Source organism: Halorubrum californiense DSM 19288 (assembly GCF_000336875.1).
GTDB lineage: Archaea > Halobacteriota > Halobacteria > Halobacteriales > Haloferacaceae > Halorubrum > Halorubrum californiense.
Genome location: NZ_AOJK01000067.1, coordinates 42,507 through 57,677, shown reverse-complemented (window position 1 = coordinate 57,677; position 15,171 = coordinate 42,507). Strand labels below are relative to the sequence as shown.

The window sequence follows — 15,171 nt, the reverse complement described above, 5'->3', positions numbered from 1 at the left end:
ACAACCCCTTCCGATCCACGAATGACTCAACTCACCCTGTACGAAGAAGCGATGTGCTGTTCCACCGGCGTCTGTGGCCCAGACCCGGACGATGAACTCGTCGAAGTCAGTGCCGCCCTCGACCAACTCGAAAACGAATTTGATGTCGACGTGTCGCGAGCGAATATGCAACACAACATCGAGGAGTTCCTCGAAACCCAGCAAATCGCCGATCTGGTCGAGGAGCACGGCCCGTCAATTCTCCCGATTACCGTCGTCGACGACGAGATCGTCGCCAGAGAAGCGTATCTCTCGTACGACGAACTCGCATCGACTCTCGAGGATTCCCCAGACCCACAGGAAGCGTAAATGACTGCTACACAAACGCCAGCGAAAGAAGTTGTTGAACCGAACAGCGAAGATACAGAGTTCGTCTTCTTCAGCGGGAAGGGCGGTGTCGGTAAGAGTACTGTCAGCTGTGCCACGGCAACGTGGCTGGCCGACAACGACTATGATACACTGTTGGTGACGACCGACCCGGCGCCGAACCTCTCCGACATCTTCAACCAGGACATCGGCCACGAGGTCACCGCCATCGACGACGTCCCGAACCTCTCGGCCATCGAGATCGATCCCGACGTCGCCGCCGAAGAGTACCGCCAGGAGACCATCGAGCCGATGCGGGCGCTCCTCGGCGACGAGGAGATCCAGACCGTCGAAGAGCAACTCAACAGTCCGTGCGTCGAGGAGATCGCCGCGTTCGACAACTTCGTCGACTTCATGGACAGCCCCGAGTACGATGTCGTCGTCTTCGACACCGCCCCCACCGGACACACCATCCGCTTGATGGAGCTCCCGTCAGATTGGAACGCCGAACTCGAGAAGGGTGGGTCGACGTGCATCGGGCCCGCGGCGTCGATGGACGACAAGAAGGCGGACTACGAGCGCGCCATCGACACGCTCTCGGACGAGTCCCGGACGTCGTTCGCGTTCGTCGGGAAACCGGAGTCATCGTCGATCGACGAGATCGAACGTAGCGCGAGCGACCTCGCCGAGCTCGGTATCAGCTCGCAGCTCCTCGTCGTCAACGGCTACCTACCGGAGTCGGTCTGCGAAGACCCGTTTTTCGAGGGCAAGCGTGCAGACGAACAGGCGGTCATCGACCGTGTGCAGTCGACCTTCGATCAGCAGGCGCTCGCGACGTACCCACTTCAGCCCGGTGAGATCGCGGGCCTCGAGCTGCTCTCGGACGTCGGTGGCGTCCTCTACGACGGCGAGGAGGCGACCGTCGACGTGGATGCGGCGACGCGACGGGCGACCAACGAAGATACCGTGGACTTCGACTCGTTTACCGATGGCGACGCGGTCGCCGAGGAACTCGTCCCCGTCGAGGAGACGCGGTACCTGTTCTTCACGGGCAAGGGTGGTGTCGGGAAGAGCACGATTGCGTCCACGACGGCGGTCTCGCTCGCGGAGGCCGGCTACGAGACGCTCGTCGTGACGACGGACCCGGCTGCGCACTTGGCGGACATCTTCGAGCAACCTGTCGGTCACGAACCGACGTCGGTCGGACAGGCGAATCTCGACGCCGCCCGCATCGACCAAGAGCGCGCACTCGAGGAGTACCGGACGCAGGTCCTCGATCACGTCCGCGAGATGTACGCGGAGAAGGACGACACGCAGATCGACGTGGAGGCGGCGGTCGCGAACGTCGAGGAGGAGTTGGAGTCGCCCTGTGCCGAGGAGATGGCGGCGCTCGAGAAGTTCGTGAGTTACTTCGAGGAGGACGGCTACGACATCGTGGTGTTCGACACCGCACCGACGGGACACACGCTTCGGTTGCTGGAACTGCCGTCGGACTGGAAGGGATTCATGGACCTTGGGTCGCTCACGAAGGGAGCTGCCCCGGCGAACGGCGGGAAGTACGACGAGGTCATCGAGACGATGCAGGATCCGAGTCGGAGTTCGTTCGCGTTCGTGATGTATCCCGAGTTCACGCCGATGATGGAGGCCTATCGTGCTGCGATGGACCTCCAGGATCAGGTCGGCATCGAGACGTCGCTCGTGGTCGCGAACTATCTGCTCCCCGAGGATTATGGCGATAACGCGTTCTTCGAGAATCGGCGCGCGCAGCAAGCGGAGTACCTCGAGGAGATCAGTGAGCGCTTCGACGTGCCGATGATGCTCGCGCCGCTGCGCCAGGAGGAGCCCGTCGGTCTCGACGACCTCTGCGAGTTCGGCGCGGACGTCACGGGCTTGGATGGCGTGGGCGAGGACGACCGCGAGGAGGTGACGGTGTCATGAGCGAATCCCCTGTCGAGACGAGGGACGTTGAGGCCGAGCTCGAAGCGTTCGTCGACGAACTCCTGGCGTGTGAGACGTACCAGGCGTTGGTCGACGCACGTGAGGCACTCGAGGCAGACGCCGAGGCACAGGAGTTGCTGGATACATACCGGGAGACCGAGCGCGAACTCCAGGACAGCGAGTTCGACGCGTCGCTCATGAGCGACCTCCGGGACATCCAAGATGACCTCTCGGAAATCGAGTCGGTCACGCGCCATCGCGAGGCCCGGGAGGCGTTCGAGGAGCTACTCGCGGAGACGAACGACGTCGTCAGCGAGCGAATCGGCCAGGAGTTCGCGCAGTCGCTCGGAGGTGGGTGCTGTTGAGCGACGTTGACGACGTTCTGACCGCTGCCGAATCCCTCGGTGGGGCGCTCGCAGAGGCGAAATCGGAACGCGACCGGGACGACTTCGAAGCCTTGCTCGATGACTGTACGGAGACGATCACTGAGGTGACCGGCGTCGACTACGGCGACGCCTGTGACGCTGGTAGCGACTGCTGCTAGACCAGGCACACGCTCTCCGATCAAGGCTTCTCGACCAGCAAAACAGATCACGGACTCGGCTTTCTTTGTTTCCTCGCGGTGGTTCGTCAGAGCTTGAGGGTCATTGAGGAGTGTCTGTGAACATCGGAGGAAGTGTCTTTTTCGAGGGCAACGTATTAGTGCTTGATTGTATAAGCTAGAGCTGATATGATTCAGGACGCAACCGCTGATGGAGTTATGGACGCATCCGACGCCTGCTGCGCCCCGCCTGGCAACGTCGACTCGGACGCGATGGCGACGGACCTCCAGACGCTCTCAGCCATGGGCAACGACACCCGGTACGAACTCCTCCGACGCATCGCGAACGCCGACGACGGCGTCTGCGTCTGCGACCTCGAAGCCACAGTCGGCGTCAGCCAGAGCGCGGTCAGTCAGGCGCTCTCCCGACTGTACACCGCGGGCCTGGTCACGCGGCGCAAGGAAGGATCGTGGCGCTACTACGAACCGACCGAGACGACCGAAGTTCTGCTCGAAACGCTCGACGACCTGCGAGGCAACCATGAGTAATGACAACGAGACGATGGTCGCCGATCGCGATCCCGAGGAGACTCGCGAGATGGTGCGGGAACGCTACGCGGGAATCGCCACGAGCAGCCAGGACTGCTGTGGTGACGTCGGTTTGGATGTCTCTGGCGACGGTGGTTGCTGTAGCGACGAAACGGAGGCATCCGGGAGCGAACGCCTCGGGTACGACGCCGACGATGTCGCGTCGGTCGCCGATGGCGCGGACCTCGGTCTCGGCTGCGGGAACCCGAAGGCGTTTGCCGCGATGGCTCCCGGCGAGACCGTTCTCGACCTGGGCTCCGGCGCTGGCTTCGACTGCTTCCTCGCCGCCCAAGAGGTCGGACCGGACGGCCACGTCATCGGTGTCGATATGACGCCCGAGATGATCTCGAAGGCCCGAGAGAACGTCGCGAAGAACGACGCCGAGAACGTCGAGTTCCGACTCGGCGAGATCGGTCACCTCCCTGTCGCCGACGAATCCGTCAACGTCGTCATCTCGAACTGCGTTGTCAACCTCGCCCCCGAGAAACAACGCGTCTTCGACGACACCTATCGCGTGCTGCGACCCGGAGGTCGCGTTGCAATCTCCGACGTTGTCCAGACCGCACCGTTCCCCGATGACGTCCAGATGGACCCGGACTCCCTGACGGGCTGCGTCGCCGGCGCATCCACCATCGACGATCTCAACGCTATGCTTGACGAGGCGGGCTTCGAGGCGGTCGAGATCGCGCCGAAGGACGAGAGCACCGAGTTCATCAGCGACTGGGACGCCGACCGCGACCTCGGCGAGTACCTCGTTTCCGCTACCATCGAAGCCCGAAAACCAGCCCGCGACGACTGACCGGCCGAATCGGTCGCACGTCGCTGTCCGCCCGCTCCCTCTGTTGTCCACGCTGTCCACGAGTACAGGTGCGACAGATCAGTGTCGTTCGAGCCCGACGGAGCCGAATTCGCGTACTGAGATATATATGACTCATAGCGGGAGGGATTATGGCCGTTATGCATAGACGTAGCATGGAAGAGACTCGGCCATCGCAAGCGGTTGTGTTTGGGGATATCCACGGGAACGCCACCGCACTCGAAGCCGTCTTTTAGGATTTCAAATAGAATCGGATAGCTGTAGTTCAGAATTGCTCAGTGGGACCAGCTGATCCCTCCTCAACCTGCTCGTACATCTCGTCCGGGAACGGGAGACTACCCCAGATTGAGTAGGGACACTGGTCTTGGCCGATACAGTAGCGCTGTAGGTCGTCGTTATCGCAGTTCATCGGCAACGGCGTGTCGCCGCCGATGGTGTTCGAGAATTCGTAGCGAACCTGGTACTCGGTCTCCTGCTCGTCGTACCACGGCCACCGAGAGAAGACGTCCTTGAGGTCCGCGGCGATCTCGTCGAGGCTGCTGTCCTGATACTGCGGGAGCCACATCACCATCCGCGCAAAGTTGTAGAGGTCCTTCCGGACGGGCTTCTTCTCGTGTAGCCGTTCCTCCATATTCGCCATACAGGGGAGTTCGAAGAGGTCCTCGATCTCTCGCATCTCGATCTGTTCGGCGCCAGTCCCGGCTCGCCCGATTCGGTACGTATTGACGCGCCCATCGCGGTCGATCGTGACGGCCGAGTGGGACTCATGGTCGGCTAGCGTCTTCGCGAGACTGCTCGGGCTCGAGATCCAGTCCGTTACAGAGGATTCCCAGTCATCTTCAGCGTCGTACGCCGCAACCGCTCGATAGAGTTCTTTCGCCGTGTGGAACTCGCCCTTTTGTGCGACCTCGTCGGGGGCGTCAGTTAGGGCCCGGCGGAGGACGCGGATCGTCCGCTCCCCACGATCCCAGTTCCGCCAGATCCGCTCGTGATGGCCGGTCTCGAGGAAGCGACCGATCCGCTCCGTAATCGCCGACTCGTTCGCAGTTAGCCACGTCAGCTGATCGTCGGAGAGCCCGTCTTCTTGTACCCGCAGGAGCTTCTTGAACGCCCGCTCAGCATAGTCCCGATACTTGCTGTCGAAATCACCGACCGGGACGTACAGCTTGTTGTCTTTCACTCGCGTCAGTATCTCCCGGCCATCGTCACTCCCCGTCGACGCCTCGTCCTCCCGAACGAGACATTTGCGTGACGCCGCCGCCATCGGGATTTCGAGGTAGAGACAATTCCCGAACTCCGGCATCTCCGTGATGCCCGTACAGACCCGACCTGGGTGTGGGCCATCCTCACCGGGCTCCTTGCTGTACAGCACGTCGGCGATGTCCTGTTGGAGCGATCCATCACCGTGGGCGCGGATGAGTGAGGCGAGATTGTTGACGTACAGCTCCCGGATGTCGTAGAGGACCTGGATGTTCCGTGGCGACGCGTGCTCGAATTTCGGGTGCTCTTTCACACAGATCGCACTCAGCGTCGCGAGCACTGCGAGCGTTCCCGGCTCGTCGACGAACGGCTCCTCAGCGGCATCGGCACGAACCTGCTCTTTGAACGCCGCCGTGCCGAACCGCTCGACGTCGTTCACGAGATCCTCAGGCTGGTCCTCGCCGTCGACGACGTATCGATTGTAGCCACGCGTAAACAGCTGGTTGATGCGGGTTTCACCGTACTCCAGCGGGAGTGCCGCAACTCGATACGCCATGTCCTCGTCGTCGGTGGGCGTACTCGGACTCATTCGTCGATCACCTCGGGTGTCGCCGAACGAACGTCGAATGCCGGGCTCTCGATGGGTTGAACGATGCTACAGACGTCGGCGTGAAGTGAATAGGGCAGCCGGGCGACCCGCCGACGGTCGGCCGTCACGACGGGGTCGATGGGGATGTCGTACGTCTCGAGAAGGAGGTCGTTCAACACTTCGCGACTCTGCTCATCGTACCGGTGCGCCGGGTCCGTATCGAGGAGGTAGACGTGGACCCCCTGCCCGCTGTACACGACCATCGTCTCCTCGGCATCGAAATCGTCTTCGAAGATATCGCGCACTTCGAACCCGTACTCGATGGCACGGTCGACGTCTTCGAAGGCGTACGGATACCCCTCTGGAGGGGCGTCAAGGATTTCTGCGTCGTTGAGGAGCGCATCGTCATCCCGGTCGTCAACGCTCGCCGAAACCAACTCGTCCGCTCGGTCGCGAGCGATCTCTTTCGCATCGATGTCGACCAAGAGGACCCACGGTCGTTCCCAGTGATCCAGCGCGTAGTAGACGGCGTCGGGCCGTGGATCAGGTTGCTCCAGCACCTCCGGGTCTGCGAGTGCGAATTCGCTGCGCCCAAGCGGGTCGTTCTTGGCGGGGTGGCGAATGAACTCCACAACGTCCTCGAAGTCGTCGAACTCGGGTGTCGTTCGTTCCCCGGATCTATTTGTCTGCCACGTATCCCGCCGGATGAAGTCCTTGTCCGGTACCTCGTCTTTACGAACCGGATGGGGGTCTCGAAAGCCGACGGCGTACTGCTTTGGCCCATCAGCCGTGATGAACTCGGGGAGGTCGCCGATGTAGCGCGGGAACTCCTTGACGTAGTAGGCGTAGATCTCCTCACGAGTAGCCTGTCGCCACGTCATTGGCTGACCTCCTGATCGAGATTCTTGAACCCTCGAACGGTGGTCATCCCTGCTGTATCGAAGTCCGCCACAGCGTTTTGGATCGTCGAGAACGACCGTGCGTCACGTCCGCTGACGCTCTCCTCGATCCGATCCGCGTCAGACAGCTTGTCCAGAACTTCGACGGCAGTCTCACGGTTGTTGAAAGCCCAGATTGCGTCGGCGTCCACTGCGCTGAGTTTATCGTAATCGTCGACCGGCGCGTGGGTGTTGTTGCTCGGGAGTTCTGCCTCCCCGACCCAGACGAGTTTACCCTCCGTGTCGAACCCGGCGACGTCGAACACGGTGTCAGCATCGTGTTCGTAGTACGGTTCCACGCGGGCGACATCGTCCTGCTGCTGAAGCCACAGCTCGAGGAGGCGAACTCCAACTTTGTGCGGCGTTTTCTCTCCAATATCCCCCAGTCCCGGACCCACCTGTAGCTTTTCGCCGAGAAGCTCGCGCCCCGCTGGAAGGACGGTGTAGTATTTCCGACCACAGACTGAGGCTTCCTCGACGAGGTTCCGGTCGATGAGCCGCTGGAGGTTGAGCTCCTCGTACTCGTCTTGGAGCGGACGCATCGAGTCCAGGAGGGTGTACTCGCTGGCGTCCCGGTTCATCACGTCGAGGACACGATTCAGGAACCGGACGTCGTCGCGACTAAGCCCGCGTTGTCGGAGTTCGTCATCGGGGACTGGCACACTGCTTTCCTGAACGGGCGTTGCCCCGTTCTCCGGCTCCACTGCTTGGTCACCAGCTGATTCCCCGTCCGTCTCGGTAGCCTGCCCGAACAGGGGGCTCATCTCTGACTCGTCTGCATCTGGGGCGCTGTCCGTCTCGGGCTGCGTAGTCGACGTCGATGCGTCCTCAGTTGTCGATTCACTGATGAACGCGGATTGCGTCGGGTCGGTCGCTGTATCGCCGTCGGCAGTCGAGCCTGTCGTGTCGGCTCCCGTACTACCCCAGCCAGTCTCCTCCGGAGCAGTGTTCGACTCAGTCGCCTCTGCTAGCCCATACTGGGCTTGTGTCTGCTCGACCATCCGTGGCCTGGACACGGACTTGAAATGGTCTTCCTGGGGCTCTGTGAGCGGCTGGTCGCTTTCTGGATGCCCCGGCGCAATCGGGAGCGGTTTCAGTGAAAACGGCGGCGGCCCAGTCTCTCCGAACGAGGGACTCGGGAGCTGGGCGATCCATTCACCGCTCGGAAGCGTGTTGATTCGGTTACGGAGTTCGGTCGGGCTGAGGTCCTCGTGGGCAAGCGACTCTGCGAGGTCGCGCTCGATCGAGATGTTGCCGATGAGCTTCGTCTTGATGTTGTTCAACACCTCGTCGTAGGCTCGCTCGTTCCGGTTCCGCACCTGCTCTGGGAACTGCATCACGAGCCCCATACTCAGGCCGAACGACCGGCCCTGCGGCAGTAGCTGCTCGGAGACGAGCTTCGTCGACGCCACCGGTGCGGCCTCCTCGATGATGAGGTTCGTGAGCTTCTCGTAATCGGTTTGGCCGTCGCGTCGGCGCACCTGGACGGCGTCCCAGAGGTTACTCAACAGGAGCAGCGTAATCGCTCGCTGTGCCTCCGGGCGAAGGTCGCCCAGATCGAAGATGATGGTGGCATCTTCATCGAGGAACTCGCGGAAGTCGAAGCGGTTGTCGACGTACTCGCCGGCGTCGTTTTGCTCAGGGACGTGGCTGAAGATCCGCCGGAGGTGCGCGTCCTCTTTGAGCTTGTCGAGGCGGTTCCCGACCGCGTCCATCGATACCTGGAACTGGTGGTTGTCCTTCGCGAAGTGGCGCGTCAGCGATTCCTCGATGTTCTGGTTGTCCGCTGAGACCGGGGGAATCGTCTGCTCGCGTTGCATCCGAAGCGCGGCGGCAAAGAGGTCATCCAGCCCGAACACGTCACTCCCATACTCCTCGTCGAACAGCGCCTTGATCAGGTAGCTCAGAATTTCGTTCGCGACGAACGCCTGACCGTACTGTTCGCGGCCCATAATCATCCGGAGGATGTCGTGGAAGTGGTCGACCTTGTCCTGAATCGCGTCCTCCCGGTTGCGACCGGCCTCGAGCGCGGGACGGATGTCGAAGAAGGAGAAGGCGGGGATGGTCTCCGGCACGCGGAAGTGGTAGACGTCGTCGAGACCGTCGAACCGATCGTAGTGGCAGCGCAGGTAGTTCTCACACATTCCGTCCCCCTTCGGGTCGACGAGGACCACGGGGCCACCAGTCGACTCGCGGAGCGAGAGCGCGTCGTTGATGATGGCCTTCGACTTCCCGCCACCAGTCGACGCGAACCGCCCGTAATGCGTCGGCAACAGGTCCGGCGGGATCCTGATCGGGTCCGGCCGTGGCTCACCGTTCTCGTCGAGGGCGTACCCGATCTCCATCCCGTCCTGGAACTGCTGGATCAGGTCGGGATTCGGCCACGGAAGCGGATTGCGGCTCTGCTGTTCGGCTCTGGTTCCCCGCGTCCCTTCGACGGTCAACTGTTCGGAAGAGGGGACGAGGACGAAGTTCGCGAGCTCCGTCCCACAGAGGACCAACTCGGGGCGGGTCTTCCCCCGACCCGTCGTCAACTCGCGATTGAGGAGGCGTTGAAGCGCGGCCCGTGCCTTCTTCTCCTTCGTTTTCTCACGGAAGCCGCTGTCCCGGAGGCGTTGCCCCTCGACCTCGTAGAACGGTCCATCAAGCGGGTCGAAGACCGGGAGGAGCGAGTCCATCCGGCCATCGAGGTCGTCGTGAGTATCGTCGATGGGGACGCCGACTGCCCGAACGTTGACCGTGAACGACCGTTTGGCGTTCTTCGCGTCGATGTACTCGATCCGCTTCTCGACGGACTCGCTGAGCTGCCGGTCGTCCTGATCGCTCCGCTGCTCCTCGACTTCGAGCAACGACCCGACGACTTCTTGGAAGAACGTGTCGCGGCCGTCGACGAGGTCCTCTTTCCGCACCTCCGCGTCGGACTGCCAGCTGGCACGCCGCTGGAAGACGACCTGGAACGCGGTCGGCGCTGTCGCCTCCATCAGATGGTCGATCAGCGACGCCAGCGCTGCGCCCGGTTCGTCGACGGACGAGAGGTCGCCGTTCGTTTCCTCTGCCGTGAACGGCGTCAGCGAGGTCATCCAGTCCTGCTTCCGTGACGCGGAGCCACACCACCGGACACCGAGCGGCGAGACAGCGTCTTGGGCCGGGCGAGCTAGAATCGTTCCTGCCGGTGTCATCGTTGGCTTCTCGATGGCTCGTCGCTCTTCGTCGTCGTCCGGCAGTGCATCGGACGGCGCTAGTTCGAGGGCTGAGTCCCCGATAGTAACATGATGATCGGGGACTCTCGTGGATGCCGTACCGCCGTCGACGACGGGGTCTGCTTCGGCTGTCTCGGCCCCCACTGATTCCTCGTCGACGATGTCGTACTGTTCTGCCGGGCCAAACTCGTACTGCAGCCGCCCGGCCTCGTAGTGTTCGACGAATTCCTGCGGTGTGAACTCGACTGGCTGGATAAGCCGGGCGGCAACGTCGACGTCGATGCGCTCGATGTCAAACGTGGCCGGATAGATGGAGCGGAGGCGTTTCTCAAGCGTATCGAGGTGCGCGTCGGCCCCGTAGAAGAACTCCACCGGGTCGTCCGGACCATCGCTGATCGCGAGGAACTCGAATCGAGGTGGTGTCTCACTGTGGAGCGGGTTCAGCTTCGCCCCGAGGCCCGACGAGCCAGGCATGGTCAGTTTGTGGAGGCTGTCGAGAACTCGGGGGATACTCTCCGGATCGAGTCGTTCGGATGTCGGCGTGACGCGCAGGTACTCAGCCATCGTTGGTCCCCTCCGTAGACCCGCCGTCTGGCTCAGCTTCGACGGCGTCTGATTCCTCGTTCAGTTCGCTCGTTTCGTTCGTTCCGTTCGTTGCTCGATGGTTGAGCTCCTCCTGGAAATCCTGCATCTCGGTATCGACGGCCTCATCGCCGGCGCCGGGCAGCGAGGACCGAACTTGGGAGGTCGGGTCGAAGTCGATGACCTGCTTCTCTTTGGGCATCGGTTTGACCTGGATGCCGCGCCACTCGCCGTCGACGCCCACCAGCGCCTCGGAGAAGCCGGCGTCCTCGTTGCCGGGGACAGCGTCCTGAACGAACCGCATCTGCGCGTAGTTCAAGCCGAACTCGTCGGCCCACTCCTCGTCCATCCCGTCGAGGCGATGGAACTGCTTGACCGCACACTGGTCAAGGATCGCCTCAGATTCGGCGTGCTCGAAGAACTCGTCAACCGTCTGGGTGACCAGCCGGATCGAGAGGTCGTGATGCCGGTGGTGGCGGAACACCGTCTCGAGGAACGCCAGGCTCGCGGCGTCCTGCATGATGTAGCGGGCCTCGTCGATGTAGAACACGACCTCCTTGTCCGAGACCTTCGCTCGCTCGTACACCAGCGAGATGAGCAACTGCATCGTCAGCGCCGTGCTGCTGTCGACGCTACCCTCCTGCTGGGCGAGATCGAGGTAGATGACTTTCTCGTCTCGGATGTCGAAATCCGACTCTTGGCCGAGATTCCCGTGGCGGCCGTCCGCCTCGAATGGACGGAGCTGGTCGAGGAGCCACGTCGCGTCCTCCTTGATCTTCCCAGCCTCCTCATCGGACCGGACGACGAACTCCTCGGGGTCGTTGACCATATCCTCGAAGACGTCCATCATATCCCGAATCGTCGGGCTCGGGTTGTCGTGCGTCGAGATGTCGTCGGTGATCCCGTTGCGCTTGTACGCCCGCTTGAGCCCGAGTTCCAGTGTCGTCCGGCGGTCGCCAAGCGAGATGCCCCGGAGCGCGAAGAAATTCGTGAGGAAGCTCATCGCGTCGTCAAGCTTCTCGTTGAACGGGCTGGCGTCCTCACCCATCGCCCGTTGGACGTGCTCAGGCGTCTCCCGGATCTCCAGCGGATTCAGGCCGAGGGTCCCGCCGACCGTGATCCGTTTGGCATCGAGCGCCTCCGAGACGCCGGCCCAGTTGTTCAGCGGTTCGAGGATGATGCCGATGCGGTCTTTGCTCTGTTCGATGGAGCGGATGAAGTTCTGCTTCGAACTGAACGACTTCCCCGACCCGGTATCGCCGACGGTGAACATCGCGTACCCGTTGTCCCGAGCGAACGGGTCGATGACGACCGGGCTCTGGTTGTCCTTGTGAATCCCGAACTCGACGCCGCCCTCTTCGAGGATTGTCGCGTTGTGCGGCGAGGAGAGCAACGCGCCGACGGCGCCGCCAAGCGCAATCGACGTCCGGCCGAACTCGTTGTCGCCGATGGGCGCGGCGGACTGAAGGGCGAGGTCCTGCCGACAGATCGCCGTCTTCGGGGTGAGGTTCGCGGGGTCGTCACGGAGCGCGCTCTTGACCTTCTGGACAGCGTCCTGGAGGTCGTCCTTCTCGTCGGCTCTGACCGTGATGAACATCCCTTGGTCGAAGACGTTCGCGCCGTTCTCGACGGCCTTGTACGTCGCGGCGGCCTCGTTAGCACGTTCCTGCAAGTAGGCACTCCGCACACTCTGTTCGAGGTCAGCGTCGACCTGGAGGTCGTCAGCGATGTCCTGCAGTTCGTTCCGGGCCCGCTCCTGATTCTTTGGCGTGATGTGGGCCGTCAGGTCGAACTGTACGTCGGTCATCTCGAAGAGCTCGGAGAGATAGCCGTCGTTGGGGTAGTCCGGGTAGTCAGCGATGTACAGTGTCGTCGTCCACTGTTCGCCGACCCGTGCCGCACGCGTTTCCCACTCGATCGCCGCCGGCGCGGTCACCGTTTTATGCGACTCGGCAATGTCGTCGAGGAGTTGGCGTTCGGCCGCGCCCTGTTCGATGGTCTCCTCGTCGAGCAGGTCCGAGAACTCGACCTCTTCCTCGTCGTCTTCGGTGTACCGGTCCCAGAGGAATTTCCCGCTGATTCCCACCAGTACCGCGAGCAGGATGTAGAGGGCCGCACCCTCGGCTGAGGTCGGATTCGTGAGCCACTCCGTAAGCTGGGCGAAGGCTCCGCTGCCCGTCTGGAGGACGGGGTTACGCATCGTGGGCATCCTCCCGGCGCGAGTGGCCGATGATCGGTTGTTCGCGAACGACGCTCTCCGCGTTGTCGTAGTCGTGTTCGCGGCCGTTCCAGAAGTCCATATTCAACACGAAGAGTTCGACCGTGCTGAGCCGGCGGGCGGACCAGCCCGAGGCCTGCTGGATGAACTCCGACCGCACGTCGTTGACTCGGCTATCCAGCTTCTCGAACATCTGTGCGCGGCGCTCGACGTCGGTGAGGTCCTCTCGGCGGGTCACGAACGGGTTGAAGAGGAACCCGATGACGGGGAACTGCGTCAGCTTCTCGGCCGGTGTCCCCTCGTCTCGGAAGCGGTCATAGACCTCCAACTGGGTGACTTGGACGCCGATGTAGTACCGCACCTGCTGGATTCCACGGTCGCGCATCTCTTTCGGCCGCGTCTCCCGATACTCCTCGAGGAGTTCCCGGAAGATCGGGTTTTCTTTGACGTCCTCGTCGTTCAGGCGGTCTTCGATGTTCTCGGTAATCTGCTCCACCGGAAATGAGCGGGTTGTCGCGTGGAGTTTGAGCTTGGAGTCGAGTTCCTTGTTGGCGAACTCCTCGCCGGCGTCTTGGAGCTGGGCCCAGTCGTCGGACATCGCGAAGTCCATGTTGTCCGGGTCGATCTCGATGAACGCCTCCATCGTGCCGTCGGCGCGCTGGATCGCGCCAGCCCCCGGCCACGCCCGTTCGATGTTCGTAAGGTCCTGCGTTCGTTCGTCGGGCTTGAACGGCGTGTAGTTCGCGAGCCCGCCCTCGTTGCGCTCTGTCTCGTTCGTACTACTGTTGGCCTCCTCTGGGGAACTGAACGTGATCTGGGGGCGTTTGACGTAGCGATAGACGTCTTTCGTCCACGTCCACGCGTTGAGGTGGTCGGGCGAGACGTAGACGATCGCGACGCCGAACCCGAAGCCCCCTGCGACAAACGGGAGGGCGAGTGATTCGATGCCGGTGAGGCCGGCAATGAACAGGCCGACGATCGGGAAGGCGATGAGGACGCCAACGTCGCCTTCCTCGATGTTGAGGTAGGGAATGCGGCTCTCCTCACCGAACTGGTCCATGATGCGCCGTGCGGCTGCGTCTTGATCGGTGGACATTGTTAGTGGATCCCTCTATCAAAGTTCATTCCGCGTTCCTCGCCCGCTGTATCCGACGTAGTACCACCGGGGTCGTTCTCGGTGCGTCGGTACGAAGGCATACTATCGCCACTCTCTCCATGACCGCCTCGAGAAGCAGCTTTCTGTGCGACGGCATGGCCGGCTGCGGCCTTCGGTCCCCACCGGGCAGCAGTCGTCGCGACGCCGGCGCCGCCGATGTAGGCCCCAGCGGCGACACCGCCGATGAGTGCCGCTCCCTTCGTCGCACCACCGAGAACCTTCGCGGTCAGTGGAGTCGCGAATTTGAACGTCTTCCAAGTCAGGTAAAGTGCGATCAGTGGGAGCGATGCCGCGACTAGATACCGCAAAAACGGACTACTCGGAGCGATGGCGTTCTGAGAGTACAGCAAGTCGTATCCTTTGAACACCACTGCTGCAGGCAGGGGCAGGACCGCTAACGGGACGAATTTTTTGCTGAAGCCCATCGCGATATCCGAGAGGACGGGGATGTTTCCGTAGGCCAGCGCGAACGCAATCGGCATTCCATACACGTAGACGTAGAGCAGGACTTCGCGAATGTAGTAGAGGGCCTCCAAAGCCCACATCGAGAGTCCTCCTATAAGTGCGAATACGAGTGAAAGCCCAGGGTTTGTGATTGAGACTTCGAGCAAATTGAGCATCGCATCGCCCAGAGAACCCAGACTCGGCATCAGCGCAATAGTGAACCCGTCCACAATGTAGAGTCCAAGAATACTGACCCAGTACCAGCTGATAATCAGAAACGCGCCGACCCAAGCAGTTTTCTTGGTGCGCCTGGCCTCGTATGCACTTCCAATATTGAATATACGGATCGTGTGACGGCCCTGAACGCACATCACGAGGAGGAGCAGCGAGATCAACATGATCTCACCACCGACAAGCGCGTCCTGAATCGACGGCCACGGAGCATTACTGGGCTCTCCGAAGACGAATGCACCGTCCGTCTCCGGCGTTGGTGTCCCGAACATCTCCTCGGTGAGGGTCTCATAGCCGGAACGCAGGCCGTCCATGAAGAGGCCGACAATCCAATCGACTACCTCTTTGAAACCCTCAAGGACGACGTCGATTAGATCAACCATG

At 61.9% G+C, this 15,171-nt stretch carries 12 protein-coding genes; 6 read left to right on the top strand and 6 right to left on the bottom strand.

Annotation, left to right across the window (positions count from 1 at the left end):
• Window positions 1-21: 21 nt before the first annotated feature.
• The 6 genes from arsD to C463_RS13905 all read left to right on the top strand — a co-directional run bounded on the left by arsD (window position 22) and on the right by C463_RS13905 (window position 4,211).
• Complete coding sequence (arsD, locus tag C463_RS13930; RefSeq protein WP_008444912.1) at window positions 22-348, top strand: arsenite efflux transporter metallochaperone ArsD; 327 nt, start codon at window positions 22-24, stop codon at window positions 346-348.
• The gene (gene arsA, locus C463_RS13925) at window positions 349-2,283 is read left to right on the top strand and encodes an arsenical pump-driving ATPase (RefSeq protein WP_049905954.1); all 1,935 of its coding nucleotides are present in this window, start codon (window positions 349-351) and stop codon (window positions 2,281-2,283) included.
• Window positions 2,280-2,648, top strand: a complete 369-nt coding sequence (gene hcsL, locus C463_RS13920; RefSeq protein ID WP_008444910.1) for a halo-CC-star protein HcsL — start codon at window positions 2,280-2,282, stop codon at window positions 2,646-2,648. Before arsA ends, hcsL begins: the two co-directional genes overlap by 4 nt.
• Window positions 2,639-2,827, top strand: a complete 189-nt coding sequence (gene hcsS / locus C463_RS13915; RefSeq protein ID WP_008444909.1) for a halo-CC-star protein HcsS — start codon at window positions 2,639-2,641, stop codon at window positions 2,825-2,827. The genes hcsL and hcsS overlap by 10 nt, the downstream gene beginning before the upstream one ends.
• A gap of 186 nt (window positions 2,828-3,013) precedes the next feature.
• Window positions 3,014-3,373 carry an ArsR/SmtB family transcription factor gene (locus C463_RS13910; protein ID WP_049905952.1) on the top strand — a complete coding sequence of 120 codons (360 nt, stop codon included), beginning with the start codon at window positions 3,014-3,016 and terminating at the stop codon, window positions 3,371-3,373.
• Entirely contained in the window at window positions 3,366-4,211 is an 846-nt protein-coding gene (locus tag C463_RS13905) for an arsenite methyltransferase (RefSeq protein ID WP_008444906.1), read from the top strand. Before C463_RS13910 ends, C463_RS13905 begins: the two co-directional genes overlap by 8 nt.
• A 283-nt stretch (window positions 4,212-4,494) precedes the next feature.
• Here C463_RS13905 and C463_RS13900 read toward each other — a convergent pair whose 3' ends face one another.
• The 6 genes from C463_RS13900 to C463_RS13875 are packed head-to-tail and all read right to left on the bottom strand — an operon-like array spanning window position 4,495 to window position 15,170.
• The gene (locus tag C463_RS13900; RefSeq protein WP_008444904.1) at window positions 4,495-6,018 is read right to left on the bottom strand and encodes a primase-associated protein; all 1,524 of its coding nucleotides are present in this window, start codon (window positions 6,016-6,018) and stop codon (window positions 4,495-4,497) included.
• A complete protein-coding gene (locus tag C463_RS13895; RefSeq protein ID WP_008444902.1) occupies window positions 6,015-6,899 on the bottom strand; it encodes a DNA primase-like protein in 885 nt (294 codons plus the stop codon). The genes C463_RS13900 and C463_RS13895 overlap by 4 nt, the downstream gene beginning before the upstream one ends.
• Window positions 6,896-10,720, bottom strand: a complete 3,825-nt coding sequence (locus tag C463_RS13890) for a hypothetical protein (RefSeq protein ID WP_008444900.1) — start codon at window positions 10,718-10,720, stop codon at window positions 6,896-6,898. The genes C463_RS13895 and C463_RS13890 overlap by 4 nt, the downstream gene beginning before the upstream one ends.
• Complete coding sequence (locus C463_RS13885) at window positions 10,713-12,947, bottom strand: VirB4 family type IV secretion system protein (protein ID WP_008444898.1); 2,235 nt, start codon at window positions 12,945-12,947, stop codon at window positions 10,713-10,715. Before C463_RS13885 ends, C463_RS13890 begins: the two co-directional genes overlap by 8 nt.
• Complete coding sequence (locus C463_RS13880) at window positions 12,931-14,052, bottom strand: hypothetical protein (RefSeq protein ID WP_008444896.1); 1,122 nt, start codon at window positions 14,050-14,052, stop codon at window positions 12,931-12,933. Before C463_RS13880 ends, C463_RS13885 begins: the two co-directional genes overlap by 17 nt.
• Window positions 14,053-14,054: 2 nt before the next feature.
• A complete protein-coding gene (locus C463_RS13875) occupies window positions 14,055-15,170 on the bottom strand; it encodes a hypothetical protein (RefSeq protein ID WP_008444892.1) in 1,116 nt (371 codons plus the stop codon).
• Window position 15,171: the final 1 nt, after the last annotated feature.